The organism is Vibrio sp. MM46, assembly GCF_027587135.1.
Classification (GTDB): domain Bacteria; phylum Pseudomonadota; class Gammaproteobacteria; order Enterobacterales; family Vibrionaceae; genus Vibrio; species Vibrio harveyi.
Genome location: NZ_JAPPTO010000009.1, coordinates 209,633 through 230,887, shown reverse-complemented (window position 1 = coordinate 230,887; position 21,255 = coordinate 209,633). Strand labels below are relative to the sequence as shown.

Sequence of the window (21,255 nt, the reverse complement as noted above, 5' to 3'; positions counted from 1 at the left end):
AAGAAGATTATCTGAAATAAATTCATAGGGTTTCACATCAGAAAAACGAGCTTCTAGTAAGTAGTGTTTTTTGCCATCTACAAAAATGTAAATGCCAATGTAGCTAGAGGACTCATGAAGGGCAGGTTCTTTAAACGTCTGATAGTGGTATGTGGGTTCGAAATGAAAATAACCCTTTTCTGACGTCATTGTCTCGGTGATATAACGGTTGTTAGAAAAAGCCGTGTGTAGATAAACTACCTCGCTAGTAAACGCTTTCCCGCCTAAGTATAAGCTGCCAGTGATCTCTGAGCTAAGTGTGTATTGAAACTTTTTTGATTTGAAGAAATTAAACATATCTGCGTTACAACCTGTTGAGAGCAATAATATTGTGGCACTCATAAGGAAAACCAGTATTTTGACCATTCGCTTGCCAATATCGTACACAGGTCAACTCATTCCCACGCGTGAGGCGATACTATGTCCTAATGATCTCAAGTGCTAGCCTAAGGCTGCCCCAGTTTTCAAATTAAGTCATGCTAAATCGTATATCTAGGCGCACTTTAAAAAATAATGTAAATAATATGTCCATTACTTTCATGGTTGGCTTTGCTGCGTAATTCGTTGTCGAAGCCGAGCAGTCTTATTTAGATTGATAGTAAGCCAACACGGCAAGTTTTAGCCATACCAAGCCCATTTTCGCTTTAAAACTCACATCGAAGTCTTTGGCTTGACGGCTGATACAACTGTAGTGTGGGCAGCGAAGTTCGTCTTCAAACTAAAGCCTCGCTTAAAATGAATTTATGGAATCACATAATTGGATACATGACTTATTGTTGTCTGACGACCACGATATCGGGAGTATTGAAGTCTCTTACCTAAGCGAAGGTAAGTATGCTGAACAATTTGATGTACGTTGCGTGGTGATTTCAAGGATGGTTCGTTTACTGATCTCACCGTAGCGCAACGCTGGGTGATGTACGAACCGGAACAGTTTGCTCACCCAGTGATTGAGAACTACGTCGCGGTGGTAAAGAGCAATAACCTGACTGGTGATTAGGGGAGGTCGGAACAAGTTGCCCTTGATTGATTTCGGTTTAGCACCCTAAACATCTCAGCCTCAAGTCAGTCATCCAATCCAATACTAAAAGACGAACCACACGATTCGCCTTTTTCGATCTTGAAGCTTGGTGATAGTGGATTACTCAAATTTAGACACACAAGCTGAACCACTACACTCGGCTCTTTCAGCCGAGTCATTCCAGCGAGCCTAGGCGAGACTAGGCGAGACTAGGAATCTCTCGAAGCGCGCTGTGGAGTTAGTGTTTAAAATGAACCCAAAAAAGTGAAACGGAATTACGACGAATACATCTATTCGATGTTGATACTGTCTTACGGTTTCTCTCGCTTAGTTCTGCCCCAAAATGATTTATGGTCTCTTTTATTAGTCCTGCTTGAGTGGCTACTTACTCTAATTTTGGTAATGAATTTATACACACTTGATCAACCATGTATGGGCTGTGTGATCTCTAGTCATTTGACGGCGATTCGTTGCCGCAATCAGCTTTAACTTCAAAAACATTTGGAATGGCTGTGAAGCTGATCGTTGTACTGTCACTCTTATATGAATATAGTTGGCTAAACACTAGCGTGCAATAAGGTAAATAAATGTTAGATTTTAGTCAGTTAGGCGGCACGAACCCTGTTGATAGCTCTTTCAATCCACGAGAGATCTTTCAGGCTTTGCCCAAAGTTAGCGGAAAGTTTCAGTACCCACGTGATGTTCAAAGTCAAGTTTGGACGAAGTGGTATGACAGAAGGGATACTAACAACTTAGTGATCAAGATGAATACTGGCGGTGGTAAAACGTCAGTGGGTCTACTTGTGTTAAAAAGTTGTTTGAATGAAAAGAAAGGACCTGCGGTCTATGTCGTACCTGATAACTATCTTGTAGATCAAGTAGTATCGGAAGCCAAAGAACTTGGCATTGATACGACAAAAAATCCGCATGACCCGAGATATCTATCAGGTAATAGTATACTTGTGATTAATATTCATAAGCTTGTGAATGGACGTTCTGTTTTTGGCGTTGATGATGAAGGCATTAAAGTGCCAATTGGAAGTATCATTATTGATGATGCTCATGCATGCTTAGATACTGTTGACCAGCAATTTACAATGGAGATCCCCAGTACTTCTCCTTTATACAATGAACTACGTTCTACATTTGACAGCGTTCTGGAAAGGCAGAATTATGCTAAATATCATGAGATCTTAAGCGGTGACCCAAGTGCTTTCTTGCAAGTACCTTTCTGGAGCTGGCAAAAGCAACAGGCAGTAGTTACACAATCACTTGTAAAATACAAAAATGAACGTGTCATCGAGTTTTCATACCCACTGCTTAAGAACCACCTCCAGTTAGCAAACTGCGTGTTTAGTGCAGAGAAGGTCGAGATTTCTCCTCATTTCATCCCTATTTCTGTAATACCAGCATTGGGACAAGCAACACGTAAGATCTTTATGACTGCAACGCTTGCAGACGATAGTATTCTTTCTACTCATTTCGGAGTGAGACCTAATGAACTATCCAATCCGATAACTCCTGATAGTGCCGGAGATGTCGGTGACCGCATGATCTTGCTTCCTCAAGTTATTAACCCACAAATAACAGACGAAGATATACAACAACTATGCACAAGCGTGTCTAAAAAACACAATGTGGTAGTTATTGCTCCGTCTACATATCGCGCTAAACAATGGGAAGATGTTGCTGATCTGACATTGAGTTCAAGCAATATTAGTGAAGGGGTTGCTAGATTGAAAGCTCAACACGTTGGCTTAGTGGTTCTAAATAACCGTTATGATGGCATTGACCTACCTCAAACGGCCTGTAGGCTCTTAGTTATAGACGGTTTACCTGATGCTAGAAATTTGATCGATAGAGTGAAGCAGTCTTCACTTATGTCCAGTAACTATGACAATGTTGAGAAGATTCAACGTATCGAGCAAGGTATGGGGCGTGGGGTCCGTTCAAGCGATGACTATTGTGTGGTTTTACTAACTGGCAAGGGACTGACAAGCACCATCTATACAGATAATGCTATCGAAAACTTTTCACCAGCTACTCGTGCACAGATGAACATATCGGAAAGTGTTGCAGCGCAGGTCGCAGATAAACCTGCTTCAGAGTTGGAAAAGTTAATGGACTACTGTTTACTTCAAGATGCGCAGTGGGTAGGGTTTAGTAAAGGGCAACTCGCTCAGTTGACTTATGAAGAACGAACCGAAAGTAAACCAATTAAGCTTTCGCTTTATGATGCCTACTTATCAGCGATTCGTGGTGATGTTAATGGCGCATGTCGCATAATTGAAGCTACAGCGAATACTTGCGACGATAACGCTTTAAAAGGATACCTAAAGCAAGTATTAGCTGAATATACGAACATCAATGATGAAAGTCAGGCTCAGTTGATACTGCTTAATGCAAACACCTATAACCAAAGGCTTTTAAAGCCATTATCTGGACTTAGCTACACTAAAGTCAATGGTTTAACTCAAGAACAAGCAGAGCAGTGCTCAAGCTATTTAAGTAGTAAGTTCTTGATAAAAAACAAAATGATTATCGCTGCAAATGCTGTTATCGACGACTTGTATTTCAAACCTAAGTCAGCGAATAAGTTTGAAGCTGCAATGGATAACCTAGCCAAAATGTTAGGCTTCAATAGTCAACGCCCAGAACTTGCTTATAACAAAGGACCAGATAACCTCTGGTCTATTGGGAATCAGCAGTATTTGGTTATTGAGTGTAAAAATGAAGCTACTTCTGACACAATAAACAAAAGCTACTGTAATCAATTAAATGGTTCTTCCACATGGTTTGAAAACCAGTATGATTTTACGAGTCAGCATACGCCGATAATGGTTCACCCTTCGGTGCAGTTTGAATACGCATCTTCACCTAAGCCGACTATCCGTATTGTCAATGACCAAAAGTTACAAGAACTTCGTCACAACGCTCTCAGCTTCTTTGAGTCTATCTCTACTCATAACGAGATTAATAATGTTGATGCAATACGTGAAAAGTTGGCAACCTACAAGCTTCGAGGTCAGGATATAGTTGAACACTATACTGTACCTTTTAAAGGATAGCATCAATGACACCTAAGGGAGCTGACGCTTCCTTAGGTGTACGGCAGTAGCAAAGTCACTAACTCAGAATTGCCCCAAAACAAGTTAGTATCGACGAGGAACACAGACACGATAATATGTTTGTGTAATACATGAGCTAATGGTAAAGGGGAGCAAAACGGAAGACCTGACCCTGTTCGTTCCATTCAAATATAGAATGTCGGTCATAGTCTCAAACCGATAGAAATTAATCACCAAACGTTAAGCCAATACTCATTTCATGTATAATATCATTTTCCTAACATAAGCTTAAATACCATGATTGAATTTTTAGATAAAGTTAAAAACTCGAAGCATGAGCTAATAATTGGCACGATATTGGGCTTCATTGCTGTATTAGTGGTAACGGTTCCATGGAAAATAAAGCAAGATGAGATTTCCAGTCTTCGCTTACAAGTTGAAACATATAAACTACTGAACACTCATGATGAAGCCATTGTCGATAAGTTAAATAACACAGATAACCTTATTCGAAAAGTAGAAGCACTAAACGAAGAGCTTTCAATAAAGAATAATGAAATATTGAAGCTAAGAGAAAGTTTGATATCAAAGAACTTAGAAATAAAGAAGCTAAAAGTTATTAATGAAAAGCTAAATTACATTCAGTTTAATACCAAGTTATTGCTCGATGAGTTACAGAATTATAAACATACCAGTAATCACAGCGTTGAAATAGAGAACCATAAAGATGAAAACTCATAAAATTGCTTTTACTACTTCGGCTATTATACTAGGCGCTACATCTACGTTTGTAATATTGATGCTTTCAGGTTTTATTTTCCCTTATGGCTCTATTGAGTTTGGGAATTGGGCTATGTGGTTCGGCGCTATTTTTAGTGGCGTAGCTTCTGCGGGTGCAATAGCTGCTGCTATATTTACTCGTAGCACAATTAAGTTTTTAACTCACCAACATGAGCAGCAACAAGAGTTACAAAAAGTACAACAGTACCAATCGCATAAAGCAGAGTTCTACCAGTTACTAGATGATATAGAGGGTGTGGTAAATAATAAGATCAAATTCATCTCTAAGCTACCTCTTTATCGTAGTATCTTTCCAGATAATTCTTTTTCTAACACAGACCTCCATGCTAATAAAGAAAACTCATCTTTGTTGGACGTTGTAAATCTGTGGAATGAGTTATGTGTTAACCTCCACACTCAAACAAACAATTCGACTTTCGATGCAGAAGAGTTCAACAATAACTTTTCTCGAAAAATAGATGAACTTCAAATTAAATTACACATGAAGCGCGTTGACAAAAGAACTTTTGGGGATGTTTATTTTTATAATGTTGGTATTGCAGAGCCAAGGAAACTTTTTAATACTATTGATGCGTACAGTGAGCTAAATCAGACTCGTGAGATACTATCACATTTACTTCATTTTGCGGGGTTAGATCATATTCCCTTGAAAAGGGAAACTGACGGCCCATTTACAAACGCATTTATAATGTATTATATCAGAAACCAGAACCAGAGTTACGTAATCAACAAAGAACAAGATTATTTAAAAACGTATGAGGCATGTGCAAAATACTTGTGCTTCCTTAATGATAGAGAACATTCTAACGTCGCCCTTATTCATCAGTGCATGATTTACACTATGACCCTTCACAATGTCTTAGACCTACTAGGTAATGAGAAAACTCAAGAACAGCTTAAAGTTGTGCTTCTTGCCGACTGTCACAAATTTGTCTTAAATCCAGAATCGTCACAATATCACAAAGTAGCCAATGAAATAATTGAACAATTAAGCTGAACTCAATATACAAACTAGATCGGGAACAAACAGGGTAAAATTTTGCGTTTTGCCTCCTAATATTTGACTCAATTTTTCTAATCCCACCTAAATAGGTAGGAGTGAATTCACTAGCTCATATCTGTCCATAAACAAGTTTTAAAAGTCTTGCCCTAAACAAAAAAGGCGAACCAATCGGTTCGCCTTTGTCTATTTAGATGCTACAAAAATTAATCTTCGTAGTTATCAATGCTTGGGCACGAGCAGATTAGGTTACGGTCACCGTATACGTTATCTACGCGGTTTACTGTTGGCCAGTACTTCCAAGATTTGGTTGCTTTAGAAGGGAAGCAGCCAAGCTCACGAGAGTAAGGGCGATCCCATTCTTCTTTCGCTAGGTCAACTTGAGTGTGTGGCGCATTAACAAGCGGGTTGTTATCTAGCGGCCATTCACCGTTCTTAACCTTCGCCATCTCTTCACGGATTGCGATCATTGCATCACAGAAGCGGTCTAGCTCTTCTAAGTCTTCCGATTCTGTTGGCTCAACCATTAGCGTGCCTGCTACAGGGAACGACATAGTTGGAGCGTGGAAACCGTAGTCCATTAAACGCTTCGCGATGTCTTCTTCGCTGATACCTGTTTCTTCTTTTAGTGGACGAATGTCGATAATACATTCGTGCGCTACACGGCCGTTTGAGCCACGGTAAAGAACAGGGTAGTGAGGGCGCAATTGCTCCATCACGTAGTTCGCGTTCAGAATCGCTACTTTTGTTGCGTCTGTTAGGCCAGCTTCGCCCATCATTGCGATGTAAGCCCAAGAGATAGGCAGGATAGACGCGCTACCCATATCCGCTGCCGATACTGCGAAGTTTTCGCCGTCTGCACCGTTTTCAATGTGACCCGGTAGGAAAGGCGCTAGGTGCGATTTCACACCGATAGGACCCATACCCGGACCGCCACCACCGTGTGGGATACAGAAGGTTTTGTGTAGGTTTAGGTGAGAAACGTCTGAGCCGATGAAGCCCGGCGTTGTTAGACCAACCTGTGCGTTCATGTTTGCGCCGTCTAGGTAAACCTGACCGCCTGCGGCATGAACCATTTCACATACTTCTTTCACTTGCTCTTCGTATACGCCGTGCGTAGAAGGGTAAGTGATCATGATGCTTGATAGGTTGTCTTTGTGCTTCTCGATTTTCGCTGCTAGGTCGGTGACGTCGATGTTACCTTCTTCATCACACTTAACAACAACCACTTTCATTGACACCATAGATGCTGTCGCAGGGTTAGTACCGTGCGCAGAGCTTGGGATCAAACATACGTTGCGGTGACCTTCGCCACGGCTTTCGTGGTAGCGTTGAATCGCGATAAGACCTGCGTACTCACCTGATGCACCAGAGTTTGGTTGTAGTGAGAATGCGTCGTAGCCTGTGATTTCACATAGCTTCTCTTTAAGATCTTTTGCTAGTGCGGCGTAACCGGCTGCTTGTTCTGCTGGTGCGAACGGGTGGATCGAACCAAACTCAGGCCAAGTTACTGGAATCATCTCTGCTGCTGCGTTCAGCTTCATCGTACAGCTGCCCAGTGGGATCATGCCGTGCGTTAGTGAGAAGTCTTTGTTCTCTAGCTGTTTTAGGTAACGCATCATCTGTGTTTCGCTGTGGTGCGTGTTAAACACAGGGTGCGTTAGGTATTCTGTTGTGCGGCGCAGTGCTTCTGGAATCGCTGCAAATTCGTTGCCAGCAATTTCAGTTGATAGTGCTGCGACTTCCTCTTTCACGCCGAATACTGCGAATAGGGCTTCTACGTCTGCCACGGTTGTGGTTTCGTCGAAGCTTACACCTAGCTGAGTACCCAACTTACGTAGGTTGATGTCTGCCGCTAGTGCTTTTGCGTATAACTCTTCAGTTTGTGCACCAGTATTGATGGTGATGGTGTCGAAGAAGCTGTTGTGAGCAAGCTCGAAGCCGCCTTTAGTTAAACCAGCAGCTAGGATGGCTGTCATGTGGTGCGTACGACGAGCAATCGTGCGTAGACCTTCTGCGCCGTGGTAAACCGCGTAGAAAGACGCCATATTCGCTAGTAGTGCTTGAGCGGTACAGATGTTTGATGTCGCTTTTTCACGACGGATGTGCTGCTCACGCGTTTGCATTGCCATGCGAAGAGCTTGGTTGCCGTTGGTATCGATAGAAACACCGATAACACGACCTGGCATAGTGCGCTTGTGCTTGTCACGTGTTGCCATGAAGGCTGCGTGTGGACCACCATAACCCATAGGAACGCCGAAACGTTGTGCCGAGCCGATTGCTACGTCTGCGCCCATTTCACCCGCAGGTTTTAGTAGGGCAGAAGCCAATAGGTCAGTCGCTACCGTTACCAGCGTTTTGTTTGCTTGCGCTTTTGCGATGATGTCCGTTAGGTCACGAACTTCACCCGTTGTGCCTGGGTATTGAACTAGCGCGCCGAATACGTCTTGCTCTGGTAGTGATTCTAGAGAACCAACGAGTACTTCAAAGCCGATGAATTTCGCACGAGTTTTTACCACTTCGATGGTTTGTGGGTGAACGTCGTCAGCAACGAAGAATACGTTACTCTTGCTCTTACCCGCACGCTTACAAAGTGTCATCGCTTCTGCTGCTGCCGTTGCTTCATCGAGCAATGACGCGTTCGCGATTTCCATACCAGTAAGATCCATCACCATTTGTTGGTAGTTTAGAAGTGCTTCTAGACGACCTTGTGAGATCTCTGGTTGGTAAGGAGTGTAAGCGGTGTACCAGCCCGGGTTTTCCATCACGTTACGCAGAATTACGTTTGGCGTGAAGGTGTTGTAGTAACCCTGACCAATGAATGTACGTTTAACTTGGTTCTGATCGGCGAACTTACGCATTGCTGCCAGCATGTCTGCTTCGCTTTTCGCTTCTGCCAAGCTCATTGGCTGCTCTAGGCGAATTTGCGCTGGTACGGTTTCGTCGATAAGCGCATCAAGGCTTACTGCGTTGATCGCTTCCAACATTTTTTGTTGGTCAGATTTGTTTGGTCCATTGTGGCGAGCAACGAACTCATTCTGTGTGCTGAGGCTTTGAAGTAATTCAGTCATTGTCCTTTACCTACTCCTTGGTTCGGGTAACGGATTTACGCTACTGATAATCTAAATTATACGTCCGAACCTAGAAAAAAAGCTGTCCACTAATCGTTATGCTAGGGGACAGCTTTCGTCTCATCCTAATTACTCTTCTTCGATAGAGCTTAGGTATTCTTCCGCATCTTTTAAGTCATCCAACTCAGATGGGTTTGAAAGCTTCACTTTCACAATCCAACCACCTTCGTATGGTTCTTCGTTGATTAGCTCTGGGCTGTCTTCTAGCTCTTCGTTGATTTCAACTACTTCGCCAGTGATTGGTGAGTAGATGTCTGAAGCGGCTTTTACTGACTCAACCAAAGAAAAGCTTTCGCCCGCTTCGACTTCATCTTCCACGTCTGGTAGGTCAACGAAAACTACGTCACCTAGCATCTCTTGAGCGTGCTCTGAAATACCGATAGTTACTGTGCCGTCACCGTTGTCACGTACCCACTCGTGGCTATCTGTAAACTTCAGTGTTTTGTCCATTGCTTAATCTCCAAATAACTTGTCAGGATAGTTTCTGATTTAATAAATCTTTTATTGGTAAAGAGGGTAACGACTGCAAAGCTCTTTCACTTGCTTGCGTACGCGTTTTTCTACTTCTGCGTCACCTTCTGGGTTGTTCACCAAACCGTCCAGTACGTCACCAATCCAATTACCGATGAGTTTGAATTCTTCAGCGCCAAAGCCGCGGCTTGTACCCGCAGGCGTTCCTAAACGGATGCCCGATGTAATCATAGGCTTCTCTGTGTCGAATGGGATGCCATTTTTGTTACACGTGATACCTGCACGCTCTAGTGCTTCTTCTGCTTTGTTACCTTTTAAGCCTTTAGGGCGAAGGTCAACCAGCATCAAGTGCGTGTCTGTACCACCGGTTACGATGTCGCAACCGCGAGTTTGCAATACTTCCGCTAGAACTTTTGCGTTGTTGATCACTGAATCAATATAAGTTTTGAATTCAGGACCAAGCGCCTCACCGAACGCGACTGCTTTAGACGCAATCACGTGCATCAGTGGACCGCCTTGCAGGCCTGGGAATACCGCTGAGTTAATTTTCTTAATGATGTCTTCGTGATTGGTCAGAATCATACCGCCACGTGGACCACGCAGTGTTTTGTGGGTTGTAGTCGTAACCACGTGTGCGTGAGGAAGCGGGCTAGGGTGCGCGCCTGTTGCGATAAGACCGGCGATGTGCGCCATGTCGACCATAAGAATCGCGTTTACTTCGTCTGCGATTTCACGGAATTTTGCGAAGTCGATAGTACGTGGAATAGCACTACCGCCTGCGATGATCATTTTCGGTTGGTGCTCAAGTGCTAGTTGGCGAACGTCTTCATAGTTGATTTCTAGCGTTTCGCGGTCAACGCCATATTGAACTGCGTTAAACCACTTACCAGAAAGTGCAGGGCGTGCACCGTGTGTTAGGTGACCACCTGCGTCCAGAGACATACCAAGAATAGTGTCGCCAGGTTGAAGCAGTGCCAGTTTTACTGCGCCGTTTGCTTGTGCGCCTGAGTGTGGTTGAACGTTTGCGTATTCACAATTGAAAAGTTTTTTCGCGCGTTCGATAGCAATGGCTTCCACTGTATCTACGTGCTCACAACCACCATAGTAACGGCGACCTGGGTAACCTTCAGCGTATTTGTTTGTTAGGCATGTGCCTTGAGCTTGCATTACCGCTTTAGACACGATGTTCTCAGAAGCGATAAGTTCGATTTGTTCATTTTGGCGAGCGAATTCTGCCTGAATTCCAGCAAAGACAGCGTCATCTGTCGCGGAGAGGTTGGTAGAGAAAAAGTTTTCCAAGCTGTGGTTAGGGTAACTCTTGTTCATGGTAGTTGACCTTCCAAATCTGAAAATGAACCCGCAGTAGAAATAGTTGTTTGATTGCGATGGTGGCTCATTTGTCCTCAAAACAGCTGAACTGCATAGCAGAACAGAGTGACTTTCGACCCGAATAAGTGGGTTAAAACTCCGTCGGATTGTGGTTTCTCTTGTCCAATCTCTTACGGAAATGTGCATCTCTACATCTAACAAGTTGGTAACATAGCGCTTGCGGAACGAACAATCAACCAAAAATTTCCTATAGGAAACGAGATTTCTGGTTTTGTTAACAAGAGCACGCTTTAATTAACTCGGTGGACTTTTATCCATTATAGGGTTCATGCACAATGCTAATAGGAAGGAATAAAGGATATTTACAGAGGGATTTATGGCAGAAAGCATTTACGATGAATACCCGTCAATGACGTTGGCGAAAGAGCAACAAGACCAAAATATTGAACCGCTTAAGCTCGGTCAGCGCATTAAAGATATCCGCTCTAAACTTGGTATCACTTTGGAAGAGGCGAGCCAACGTACTGGACTTGCGCGTTCTACGCTAAGTAAGATCGAGAATGAACAGATTTCTCCTACCTTCCAAGCGATGCAAAAGCTAGCTCACGGATTGCAGATCGATATGCCACAACTATTTGAACCGCCAAGGAAAAAGGTGGCAACTGGGCGTCGCGATGTGACCAAAAAGAAAGAGGGCAAACCGCACCCAACCCAAACTTACGAGCACGAGCTGCTGGCGACTCAACTTTCCAATAAGAAAATGATGCCTTTTAAGAGTCAAATCCGTGCGCGCAGTTTTGATGAATACAAAGACTGGGTTCGCCATGATGGGGAAGAGTTTTTACTCATCTTATCAGGTGAGGTTATGTTTTATTCTGAGTTCTATGAGCCCGTTGTATTAAGCGAAGGCGACAGTGTGTATTACGATGCGAACATGGGTCATATGTTGACCAGTGTGAGTGAGGAAGACGCGCACATTTTGTGGGTGACTGCCAAATAGTGATAAATAGTTGTAAATTTCCTATAGTGAAAGCAAACGATTGCTATCTGTTTTGAATGCGTTATGATGGCGCTCTGTTGATGATATCTCACTCAACAGAGCGCCTTTTTTGTGCGTTTTGTTGTGATTAAAATGTTAAAAGTCACACTTTTGAAAGTCGAGCGATGTCTTGTTCGTGCAAAATTGAATCAAGCGTGTTTATTATTGGAAACACATTGAATGCCGACAGCATTCTCGGGTCTATCTAAATGGAGACGAAAATGACTCAAGAACTTCTGAAAACACCACTGCATGCACTTCATGTTGAAGTAGGCGCAAAGATGGTCCCGTTCGCGGGTTACGACATGCCAGTTCAATACCCACTAGGCGTTAAGAAAGAACACTTACACACACGTGATGCAGCAGGTCTGTTCGATGTTTCTCACATGGGTCAACTTCGTTTGATTGGCGATGGTGCGGCAGCTTTCCTAGAGACGTTAGTTCCTGTTGATATCGTAGATCTAGGCGCAGGCAAGCAACGTTATGCGTTCTTCACTAATGAGCAGGGCGGCATCATGGATGACTTGATGGTCGCGAACCTTGGTGACCATCTGTTTGTGGTTGTGAACGCAGCATGTAAAGAGCAAGACATTGCACACCTTCAAGCGCATCTTCCTTCCGGCGTTGAGCTGGAAATCATCGATGATCGTGCACTGCTTGCGATTCAAGGTCCTAAAGCAGCAGAAGTACTAGCGCGTTTTGCTCCTGAAGTAGCAGAGATGCTGTTTATGGATGTTCGTAAAGTTGAACTACTAGGCGTTGAGTGCATTGTTTCTCGTAGTGGTTACACTGGCGAAGACGGTTACGAAATCTCGGTACCGGCTGACAAAGCAGAAGAGCTTGCTCGTAAGCTAACTGGCGAAGAGGAAGTAGAGTGGATTGGCCTTGGTGCTCGTGATTCACTTCGTCTTGAATGTGGTCTGTGTCTATACGGTCATGACTTAGATACAACGACGACTCCTGTTGAAGCAAGCCTGCTATGGGGCATCCAAAAAGTACGCCGCGCTGATGGTGAGCGTGCGGGCGGTTTCCCTGGTGCAGACATCATTCTTAAGCAGATCGAAACAAAAGACGTTGCTCGTAAGCGTATTGGCTTGGTTGGTCAAACAAAAGCGCCTGTGCGTGAAGGTGCAGAACTGTACGATGCAGACGGCAACAAGATTGGTGTAGTAACCAGTGGTACAGCAGGTCCAAATGCTGGTAAGCCAGTTTCTATGGGTTACGTGCGCGCCGATCTTGCGGCTATCGGTACTGAGCTATTTGCAGAAGTACGCGGCAAGATGCTACCAATGACGGTAGAAAAAATGCCTTTCGTACCGCAACGCTACTACCGTGGTTAATTAAAGCTCGTCATTCCAGCGAGCCAAAGCGAGACTAGGAATCTACTTCCCACGCGCTGTATAGCTATAGTGTCGCGTTTAGGAATAAGCAACTATTAAGTAGGTTCCATTTCGTTTCCTCTTTGAAACGAAAAGCATAAACAAAAATGCCGAGCAAATTGCTCGGCATTTTTACGTTATTCTGAAGGTGTTGATTACGCGCTTAATTCTTCAATCGGGCAACACATATCGATAACCACTTCACTCAATTTGTCTGGGTGAATCATGTCTTCTTTATTCACACTAAATTGGCTTGCCATGATGGTGTTAAACAATTCCCAGTGTCTGATCAGCATCTTGTCGCGGTTGTTTGCGTCTTCTGGCCATGTCTCTTGCATCATTGGAGCTAGGCTAATCGCGCCATGAGCAAATACCAGCATTTGCCATTTTGATTCCCACTGATCGATTTGGTATTCAGGGTATTCAACATTGTAGTCAGCAAAGAGGTCGGTAAAAATCGCTGCAAATTCGTCTTTCGATCTTAAGAAGTATTGCAGTAGCGCATCATCGCCCTGGCGAATCGCGTCAGCAATCATCTGCACTGGGTGAGGGTTAACCAGCGCGAACGCAAGCATTCTTACCATGAATAGGTAAATCTTTTGATTAGACGGGGTGTTTGCTGGCATTTCGTTAACCAGCTGCGCCATGTAACCCTGCATGAACTCGTCCATGGCATCACTTACGGCTTGCCAGATTTTCTCTTTGCTTCCGAAGTGGTGGCGAATCAAACTATGGGAGACACCAGCCTTTTCACTGATGTTTCGAAGCGAAACTCGTTCATAACCTAACTCACAGAACATATCTGCCGCGACTCTAAGAATCAGGCACTTAGTTTGCTCAGCGGCTTCAGCACTCCTACGGCCTTGCTTTCTCTCTGTCATAGTTCGAATTTTCCCGAATATTATTCAACGCGCTTATTTTTACCAGAAACCGGACGATTTGACTAATTATTTTATTATCCATGTGGAAAATATGTTGATCATTTTTTCATTGTTCTTATACTGCACGGCTGTGTAGTAAATAAAAAGTCGATGGAGAAAGCCAGTGCGAAAACAATACCTAAAGCGCACATTTGTCGGAGCAGCGGTGGCATTGAGCCTCGCTACGATGCTGACAGGGTGTAACAAAGCCGTATCAGAACCGTCCGAGCCATTAATCAAACCTGTAAAATTACTTGCTGTTAATGATCTGACTGTTGCCGATTCCGATGCATTCCTTGCGCGAATAGATGCAACGTACAGAGCCCAACTTTCATTTCAGGTTGGTGGCGAAATTGAGAAGTTGATCGTCAGAATGGGCGAGGAAGTGAAGCAGGGCGATGTCCTTGCAACGCTAGACCCAAAAGATCTGCAATTGGCGCTTGATGCGTCGCAAGCGCAATATTCGTTAGCGAAAACCCAATGGGAACGCTCGAAAAGTTTGTACAACAAGAAGCTGATCAGTACTGATAGCTATGACCAGCAAGAAACCCAGTACAAAGCCGCACTGGCAAACCTTGAGCAAGCAAAAACAGACTTAAGCTACACAGAGATTCATGCACCGTTTGATGGTGTTGTTTCTTACACCTACGTGAAGCCGTACCAAGTTGTCGCGGCGAAGCAAGAAATTCTAAACCTTATCGACAATACCACGTTAGATGTGTCGTTCACTTTGCCCGTCACGTATGCAGAAGCGGTGTCACTGAACACATTAAAAGACGCGGAAATGTGGGTAACGATGGACAGCGAACCAAACAATCGCATTCAAGGCACATTTAAAGAGATTTCGACTCAGCCAAACGCAGACACTAACAGTTATGAGGCGATTGTGACCATTACTCGTCCGTCTGATCGTAACTTGCTGACGGGCATGACAGGTCAAGTTCATATCGCTAAGCAAAATGTTTCGGATGCTGTGATGCTGCCAAGCGCGGCGTGGGTAAGCAAAAGCGAAACTCAAGGCGAAGTATGGGTGATGGACAGTGAAACACAACAGGTGAATAAAGTGACCTTGTCACTAAATGAAAACGGTGGTGTGGAGTCGGGTCTAGACAAGAACGATTATGTTGTCATCGCGGGTGTTGAGCGCCTAGTTGAAGGTCAAGTGGTGAAAGCTTGGGTCCGTGAGGAAGGTATTTAATGAAACGTTCACTATTTACAGTTTCTGCTGTTGCGCTTGCAGTGCTGACTGGTTGTAACAGCAACGAAGAAGCAGCTGTTGAACAACCTTTGTATGTGTCGACGGTCTCTGTCGATGTTCCAGTAAAGAGCCAGTTCCGTACCTTTAAGGGACAAGTGGTGCCTGCTGAACAAACTCCGATTGCGTTTCGTCGAGCCGGTGAGGTGCAACATGTGTTGGTGAAAGCTGGTGACACAGTAAAAGAAGGTCAGATGATCGCTAAGCTTGATGACAGTAAAGAGAAGCAAGCAGTCAATGATGCCGAGGCGCAATACACGCTTGCTATTCGTCAGCTTAAACGTGGGGAAGAGTTGCACAGCCGCCAAATGATTTCGAAAGCGGAGCTAGACGAACTAACGGCAAACAAGGAGCTGGCAGAAGCGAACTTCTATAACGCGACAAACCAGTTGAATTACACCCGTTTGTTTGCCCCGTTTGCAGGCAAAGTTTCTGACGTATTTAAAGAGCGTTTCGAGCGTGTTGCAATTGGTGAGCCGGTTCTAAACCTTTATCAAAGTGACAAAGTGTACGTTCGTATTGAGCTGTCAGATAACGTATTAGCAATGGTGAATCCAAACACTCAAAGCATGAGTTACCAACCTCAAGCAACGTTCTCTGGTGATGAAAAGCGGTATCAGCTGAACTACTTGGAGCACACCAGTGAGCCAAATGCGCAAACACAAACTTACCAAATGTACCTGACGATGCCTCAGCCTGAGCAAGAGATTTTGCCGGGCACAAGCGTAAGCGTGTCGGTTGATATGGTAGCGGCAGGCATTACGTCTATTGATGGTTACAACATCCCAATGACAGCGCTGCAAGCGGGCAGCCATGACGGTGAGTTTTTCGTTTGGAAATTAAATGGTGACGCGGTCACAAAAGTTGCCGTGACCATCAATCAAGTTAATGGTGAAGGTGCGATTGTGTCCTCGGGTGTTGCTCAAGGCGATGTATTAGTGAATTCCAGCTTACGCAAACTTCGTGAAGGTAAGCATGTGGACGTGGTGGAGAAAGTACAATAATGAGCATTGCTGAATACTCAATTAAGAACAAAGTCATCAGCTGGCTGTTTATCGTTATTCTTGCGATCGGCGGTGTAACGTCGTTCTTAGAACTTGGTCGATTAGAAGACCCGGCATTTACCATTAAGGATGCGATGGTGATTGCGACTTATCCGGGCGCGACCTCTAAAGAAGTGGAAGAAGAACTAACTTATCCGCTTGAAAAAGAGATCCGTAAGTTGCCTTATATCGATAAGATCACGTCAACGTCTTCGAGTGGTATGTCACAGATTATGGTGAGCATGAAGATGGACTACGGTCCTGATGAACTGCCGCAGATCTGGGATGAAATGCGTCGTAAGATCAACGATTTGCAACCAACTTTGCCGCAAGGTGTTCAATCTCTGCAAATCATTGATGACTTTGGCGACGTGTACGGCGTGATGTTAATGCTCACAGGTGATGACTACGATTACATCGAACTAAAGCGTTACGCGGACCAACTTACGCGTGAGCTTGAACTTATCGACGGTGTGGGCAAAGTGGACATTGCTGGTGATCAGCAAGAGATGCTTTTCGTTGAAATATCTCTTGATCGTTTAGCTGCGCTTAACCTCGACATGAACGTGATCTCTGGTTTGCTGAACCAACAGAACAATGTGGTTTCTGCTGGTGAAGTGATGGTGAACGGCGAGAGTCTAATTATTCGTCCTAGCGGCACGCTAAACACCGTAGAAGCCTTGGAAAACCTGATTATTCACGGTCGTGATACAGGTAATCTGATCCGCCTAAAAGATGTTGCAACCATCAGCCGTGGCATTCAAGAAAAGCCGGGTAATGTTCTATTGTTCAACGGTAAGAAAGCGATCAACATTGGTATCTCGTTTGCATCAGGTGTAAACGTGGTAGAAGTGGGGCAACGTATTGAAGCGGAACTGGCAAGCCTTGAAACGATCAAGCCTGCTGGTATCGATATGAACTATTTCTACAACCAGTCACAAGAAGTGGATGACTCGGTAAAAGCGTTTGTTATTAGCTTGGCAGAAGCGGTTGCGATCGTAATTATTGTACTGTTGTTCACCATGGGGCTGCGTAGTGGTTTGATCATTGGTTTGGTTCTGCTGTTGACGGTATTCGGTACCTTCATATTAATGAACTACAACAATATCGAGCTGCACCGTATCTCGCTGGGGGCACTTATCATTGCCCTCGGTATGCTGGTGGATAATGCCATTGTTGTTGTCGAAGGGATATTGGTTGGTCTTAAGAAGGGTCGTACTAAAGTTCAAGCGGCAACGGATATTGTAAAACAAACCCAGTGGCCATTACTTGGTGCTACCGTTATTGCGATCACTGCTTTCGCACCTATCGGTTTATCTCAAGACGCGACGGGTGAGTTTATGGGTTCGTTGTTCTGGGTATTGTGTTTCTCGCTATTTTTAAGCTGGATTACTGCAATTACGCTAACGCCGTTTCTAGCAGATCTTCTATTGAAAGAAGAAGACAAAGGCGCGAACTCTGAAGATGAAGACCCATACAAAGGCTGGTTGTTCGTTGCATTTGGTGCGTCTTTGAAGCTTGCACTTCGTTTCCGTTGGTTAACCGTTGCCGGCATGGTGGCGTTACTTGTGGGTGCGGTGGTTGCGTTTGGTAGTGTTAAGCAACAGTTCTTCCCACCTTCAAATACACCGATGTTCTACGTTGATATGTGGATGCCAGAAGGCACAGATATTCGTGAAACCATCAAGAAAGCAGAAGAAGTAGAAAGCTACATTCGTACGCAAGATGATATTGATTTTGTTTCTGCCTCGATTGGTCAAGGTTTGCAGCGTTTCGCTCTGACTTACCAGCCGGAAAAGAGTTACGAAGCTTACGCACAGTTCCAAGTTCGTACTACGGACCGTGACAACATGTTCAAGCTTCTGCACAAGCTAGACGACAATCTAGCGAAGACGTTTGATAAGCCAACGTTTCAGTTCAAGCTGATGGAGTTTGGTCCGTCGCCAGCTTCTAAGATTGAGGCACGTATTACTGGTCCAGATCCACAAGTGCTGCGTGAGCTAGCAGTACAAGTAGAAGACATTCTGCACACTGACCCAGGCGCTCGCAATATTCGTCATGATTGGCGTGAGCGTACTAAAGAGCTTGTACCGGTATTTAACGAATCGAAAGCGCGTCGCTTAGGTATTTCGAAGCAAGATCTTTCAAGTACGCTACAAATGGCGTTTGGCGGTAGCACACTAGGCTTCTTGCGCGATGGTACGCATATTCTGCCTATCATGACGCGTCTACCAGAAGCGGAGCGTGTTGACTTTGAATCGCTGCAAAACGTGAACATTTGGAGTCCATCGTTACAGACGTACATCCCAGTTGATCAAGTGATTGACGGTGTGAAATTGGATTGGGATGAGCCGTTGATTCAACGTCGTGACCGTAAACGTACTCTAACGGTACTGGCTGACCACGACGTATTGAGTGACGATACCGCGGCAAGCTTGTTTGCTCGTGTACAACCAAAAGTGATGGCGCTACACATTCCAGAAGGGTACGAAATTACTTGGGGTGGTGAATACGAGTCATCAAAAGATGCGCAAGAAGGGCTGTTTGGCTCATTGCCAATGGGTTACCTATTAATGTTCATCATTACGATGCTTCTGTTTAACTCATTAAAGAAACCACTGGTTATTTGGTTCACGGTGCCGTTGTCTATCATCGGTGTGGCGTTTGGTCTTCTGACGACAAACATGCCATTCAGCTTTACTGCTTTCCTTGGTCTGCTGAGCTTAAGCGGTATGATTCTGAAAAACGGTATCGTACTTCTAGACCAGATTAACCTTGAGCTAGAATCGGGCAAGGATCCTTACTTAGCCATTGTTGATAGTGCGATTAGCCGTGTTCGTCCAGTAAGTATGGCAGCACTGACAACGATTCTGGGTATGATTCCACTCGTGTTTGATGCTTTCTTCGGTTCAATGGCGATTACGATTATGGCAGGCCTTGGTTTTGCTACAGTGCTAACATTGATTGTCGTTCCAGTCATGTTTGCAATTCTGTTTAAGATCAAACCAACCACTGCATAAGGGACCAACCTGACTTCTGTCAGATTCCTGCCTAGCCCTGGGGATTTTCCTCAGGGCTTTTTTGATCTTGGCGTATAGGGATGAGAAACGAGATTTGAGAAGAAAAAGAGTAGATAAAGGCGAAAAAGACAAAGCGGGTGGTTTGGTGAACACTTAACGGATTTTTATGATTTTCTTGCAAGCGATTGATAAATGATGCGTATACTAACAAAACATCATGATTAAAAGAGCGAACGCAAATGATAAATCGTGGATTACACGGACTCTTCCTTCTAGGTTCATTAACGCTTATTGGCTGTTCTTCTACAGACAGTGTTTCTACAAATACCACAGCTCCTGAAGCACCTGTGGAAATCAAAAGTGTCGATGCGGCAACTATCGCAACTTGGATCGACCAAAGCATTTTGAACCCTGAAGGGCTTTCTTTAGAAAAAGATAAAATTCGTTACCTAACAGGCTCAGCGGATTTAAATAGCGATGGAGTAGCGGAGCACTTTGTATTGCTTCAAGATCGCTATTTCTGTGGCAGTGGCGGTTGTAGCGCGTATATGTTTGACAACAACGGCAAGGTTCTTAACCGCATGTCAGTTACTAGAACGCCTGTTGTTTTGGCTGACAGTTACAGCAATGGTTGGCAAGACTTTATTGTGTGGAGCAACGGCGCATATCGTCAAATGAGCTTCAATGGTAACACTTACCCAAGTAACCCGTCGTTAGAGCCAAAAATTGACCGTGATACTAAGGTACAGACTGCGCTTGCTTATGTGATGGCAACTGAACTTTACCAGCAAGATGGTTATGACATTATGCCGGCAGAAGACCAAGAAATTTGGACGCCAGCCAATGTTTATCATTTTACGTTTAAGCATTACGGCGACCCACACAGTGTCTACCAAGCGACGGTAGACATGAACACGGGGGATGTCGATATTGAAGCGGTACCGATGCAGAAGTAGGTCGTACAAAAGTACATGATGAAAAAATAAGTATCGGTTAAACAGACCCGAACAAGAAAAGGGCGACAGCTATTAAAATTAGTGTCGCCCTTTGTGGTTTCTATGTGTTTGCTTTTTCTTTGATTATTAGAACTTGTACGTTGCGCCCGCATAGAAAGAGCCGATCTGGATGTCGGTATCTTTGCTCGAACGGGTTGAATCGACGTTGAAGTGGTCCATCTCATACGCCGCACGGAAAGTGATGTTGCTAAGCTGATGTGGTGTATATTCAAGACCAGCGCCGACGCGAAGTAATAACTCGTCTTCGTCAGGTCCTAACCCTTCCGGGATATCAACCGAGATATATCCCAAGCCTAATGTCGCAAATGGTCGCAAACCGTTGTCGAAGGTATAACCAATATTTGCCGCGACGGAGACACTGTTTACATCCAAATCTAACGGGGTGTGCTTAAGCTTAATATCACCATAATCTGTGTATTGTGCTTCAACACCAACGATACGATTGAACTGATACCCTCCGATAAGTTTAAAGGTTGTACCGTCACCATCGAGCTGTGTGAATGGGTCATCATCGCTATAGGTAGTATTACCGATACCACCTCCCAAATAAAAACCGGACACGTCTTTTGAGTCATTTGCTTGGGCTTGAATACTGCCTAGTGCTAGAAGAAGGATGACTGCTTTTTTCATTGTTATTTACCTCTGTATTACTGTCTGTCTTGTTGTGTTTAAAACAGTGTTCATTATCCGAGTGAGACGATGAAAAACTAAACAAAAAGTACA

17 protein-coding genes are annotated in these 21,255 nt (G+C 44.2%); 11 read left to right on the top strand and 6 right to left on the bottom strand.

The window, feature by feature from the left end:
• Positions 1-426, bottom strand: a 426-nt coding sequence (locus OH459_RS12645) for a hypothetical protein (protein WP_269986988.1), incomplete at its 3' end; no start/stop codon positions are given.
• 469 nt (positions 427-895) lie between these two features.
• On the opposite strand from OH459_RS12645, the gene OH459_RS12640 reads away from it, so the two are divergent.
• The 5 genes from OH459_RS12640 (at position 896) to OH459_RS12620 (ending at position 5,926) form a co-directional block, all read left to right on the top strand.
• The gene (locus OH459_RS12640) at positions 896-1,039 is read left to right on the top strand and encodes a hypothetical protein (RefSeq protein WP_244663332.1); all 144 of its coding nucleotides are present in this window, start codon (positions 896-898) and stop codon (positions 1,037-1,039) included.
• A 285-nt stretch (positions 1,040-1,324) separates the two neighbouring features.
• On the top strand, positions 1,325-1,549 hold the full coding sequence (locus OH459_RS12635; RefSeq protein ID WP_269986987.1) for a hypothetical protein: 225 nt from the start codon (positions 1,325-1,327) through the stop codon (positions 1,547-1,549).
• Positions 1,550-1,647: 98 nt separating this feature from the next.
• Entirely contained in the window at positions 1,648-4,128 is a 2,481-nt protein-coding gene (locus OH459_RS12630; protein WP_114092231.1) for a DEAD/DEAH box helicase family protein, read from the top strand.
• Between the two features lie 297 nt (positions 4,129-4,425).
• Positions 4,426-4,869, top strand: coding sequence for a hypothetical protein (locus tag OH459_RS12625; RefSeq protein ID WP_199479582.1), 444 nt, complete (start codon positions 4,426-4,428; stop codon positions 4,867-4,869).
• Positions 4,856-5,926, top strand: a complete 1,071-nt coding sequence (locus OH459_RS12620; RefSeq protein WP_199479581.1) for a hypothetical protein — start codon at positions 4,856-4,858, stop codon at positions 5,924-5,926. The genes OH459_RS12625 and OH459_RS12620 overlap by 14 nt, the downstream gene beginning before the upstream one ends.
• 209 nt (positions 5,927-6,135) lie before the next feature.
• Here the strand turns inward: OH459_RS12620 and gcvP are convergent, their stop codons facing one another.
• The 3 genes from gcvP to OH459_RS12605 all read right to left on the bottom strand — a co-directional run bounded on the left by gcvP (position 6,136) and on the right by OH459_RS12605 (position 10,857).
• A complete protein-coding gene (gcvP, locus tag OH459_RS12615; protein ID WP_269986986.1) occupies positions 6,136-9,000 on the bottom strand; it encodes an aminomethyl-transferring glycine dehydrogenase in 2,865 nt (954 codons plus the stop codon).
• Positions 9,001-9,129: 129 nt separating this feature from the next.
• Positions 9,130-9,510 (bottom strand): glycine cleavage system protein GcvH, encoded by a 381-nt coding sequence (gcvH, locus tag OH459_RS12610; RefSeq protein ID WP_005451648.1) that lies wholly within the window; start codon positions 9,508-9,510, stop codon positions 9,130-9,132.
• Positions 9,511-9,561: 51 nt separating this feature from the next.
• Positions 9,562-10,857 (bottom strand): serine hydroxymethyltransferase, encoded by a 1,296-nt coding sequence (locus OH459_RS12605; RefSeq protein WP_005451650.1) that lies wholly within the window; start codon positions 10,855-10,857, stop codon positions 9,562-9,564.
• 379 nt (positions 10,858-11,236) lie between these two features.
• Between OH459_RS12605 and OH459_RS12600 the strand changes: the two genes are divergently transcribed.
• Positions 11,237-11,860: a helix-turn-helix domain-containing protein gene (locus OH459_RS12600; RefSeq protein WP_005431308.1), complete on the top strand. Its 624-nt coding sequence runs from the start codon at positions 11,237-11,239 to the stop codon at positions 11,858-11,860.
• Positions 11,861-12,120: 260 nt separating this feature from the next.
• Positions 12,121-13,239 carry a glycine cleavage system aminomethyltransferase GcvT gene (gcvT, locus tag OH459_RS12595; RefSeq protein WP_009696728.1) on the top strand — a complete coding sequence of 373 codons (1,119 nt, stop codon included), beginning with the start codon at positions 12,121-12,123 and terminating at the stop codon, positions 13,237-13,239.
• Between the two features lie 194 nt (positions 13,240-13,433).
• On the opposite strand, the gene OH459_RS12590 is transcribed toward gcvT, so the two are convergent.
• A complete protein-coding gene (locus tag OH459_RS12590; RefSeq protein ID WP_005451652.1) occupies positions 13,434-14,159 on the bottom strand; it encodes a TetR/AcrR family transcriptional regulator in 726 nt (241 codons plus the stop codon).
• 163 nt (positions 14,160-14,322) lie between these two features.
• On the opposite strand from OH459_RS12590, the gene OH459_RS12585 reads away from it, so the two are divergent.
• The 4 genes from OH459_RS12585 (at position 14,323) to OH459_RS12570 (ending at position 20,472) form a co-directional block, all read left to right on the top strand.
• A complete protein-coding gene (locus OH459_RS12585; RefSeq protein WP_017189012.1) occupies positions 14,323-15,396 on the top strand; it encodes an efflux RND transporter periplasmic adaptor subunit in 1,074 nt (357 codons plus the stop codon).
• Positions 15,396-16,457, top strand: a complete 1,062-nt coding sequence (locus OH459_RS12580) for an efflux RND transporter periplasmic adaptor subunit (protein ID WP_009702013.1) — start codon at positions 15,396-15,398, stop codon at positions 16,455-16,457. Before OH459_RS12585 ends, OH459_RS12580 begins: the two co-directional genes overlap by 1 nt.
• On the top strand, positions 16,457-19,516 hold the full coding sequence (gene vmeV, locus OH459_RS12575) for a multidrug efflux RND transporter permease subunit VmeV (protein WP_269986985.1): 3,060 nt from the start codon (positions 16,457-16,459) through the stop codon (positions 19,514-19,516). The genes OH459_RS12580 and vmeV overlap by 1 nt, the downstream gene beginning before the upstream one ends.
• Before the next feature lie 239 nt (positions 19,517-19,755).
• A complete protein-coding gene (locus OH459_RS12570; RefSeq protein WP_269986984.1) occupies positions 19,756-20,472 on the top strand; it encodes a hypothetical protein in 717 nt (238 codons plus the stop codon).
• A 126-nt stretch (positions 20,473-20,598) separates the two neighbouring features.
• Here OH459_RS12570 and OH459_RS12565 read toward each other — a convergent pair whose 3' ends face one another.
• Entirely contained in the window at positions 20,599-21,162 is a 564-nt protein-coding gene (locus OH459_RS12565; RefSeq protein WP_005451662.1) for a porin family protein, read from the bottom strand.
• Between the last annotated feature and the right edge of the window lie 93 nt (positions 21,163-21,255).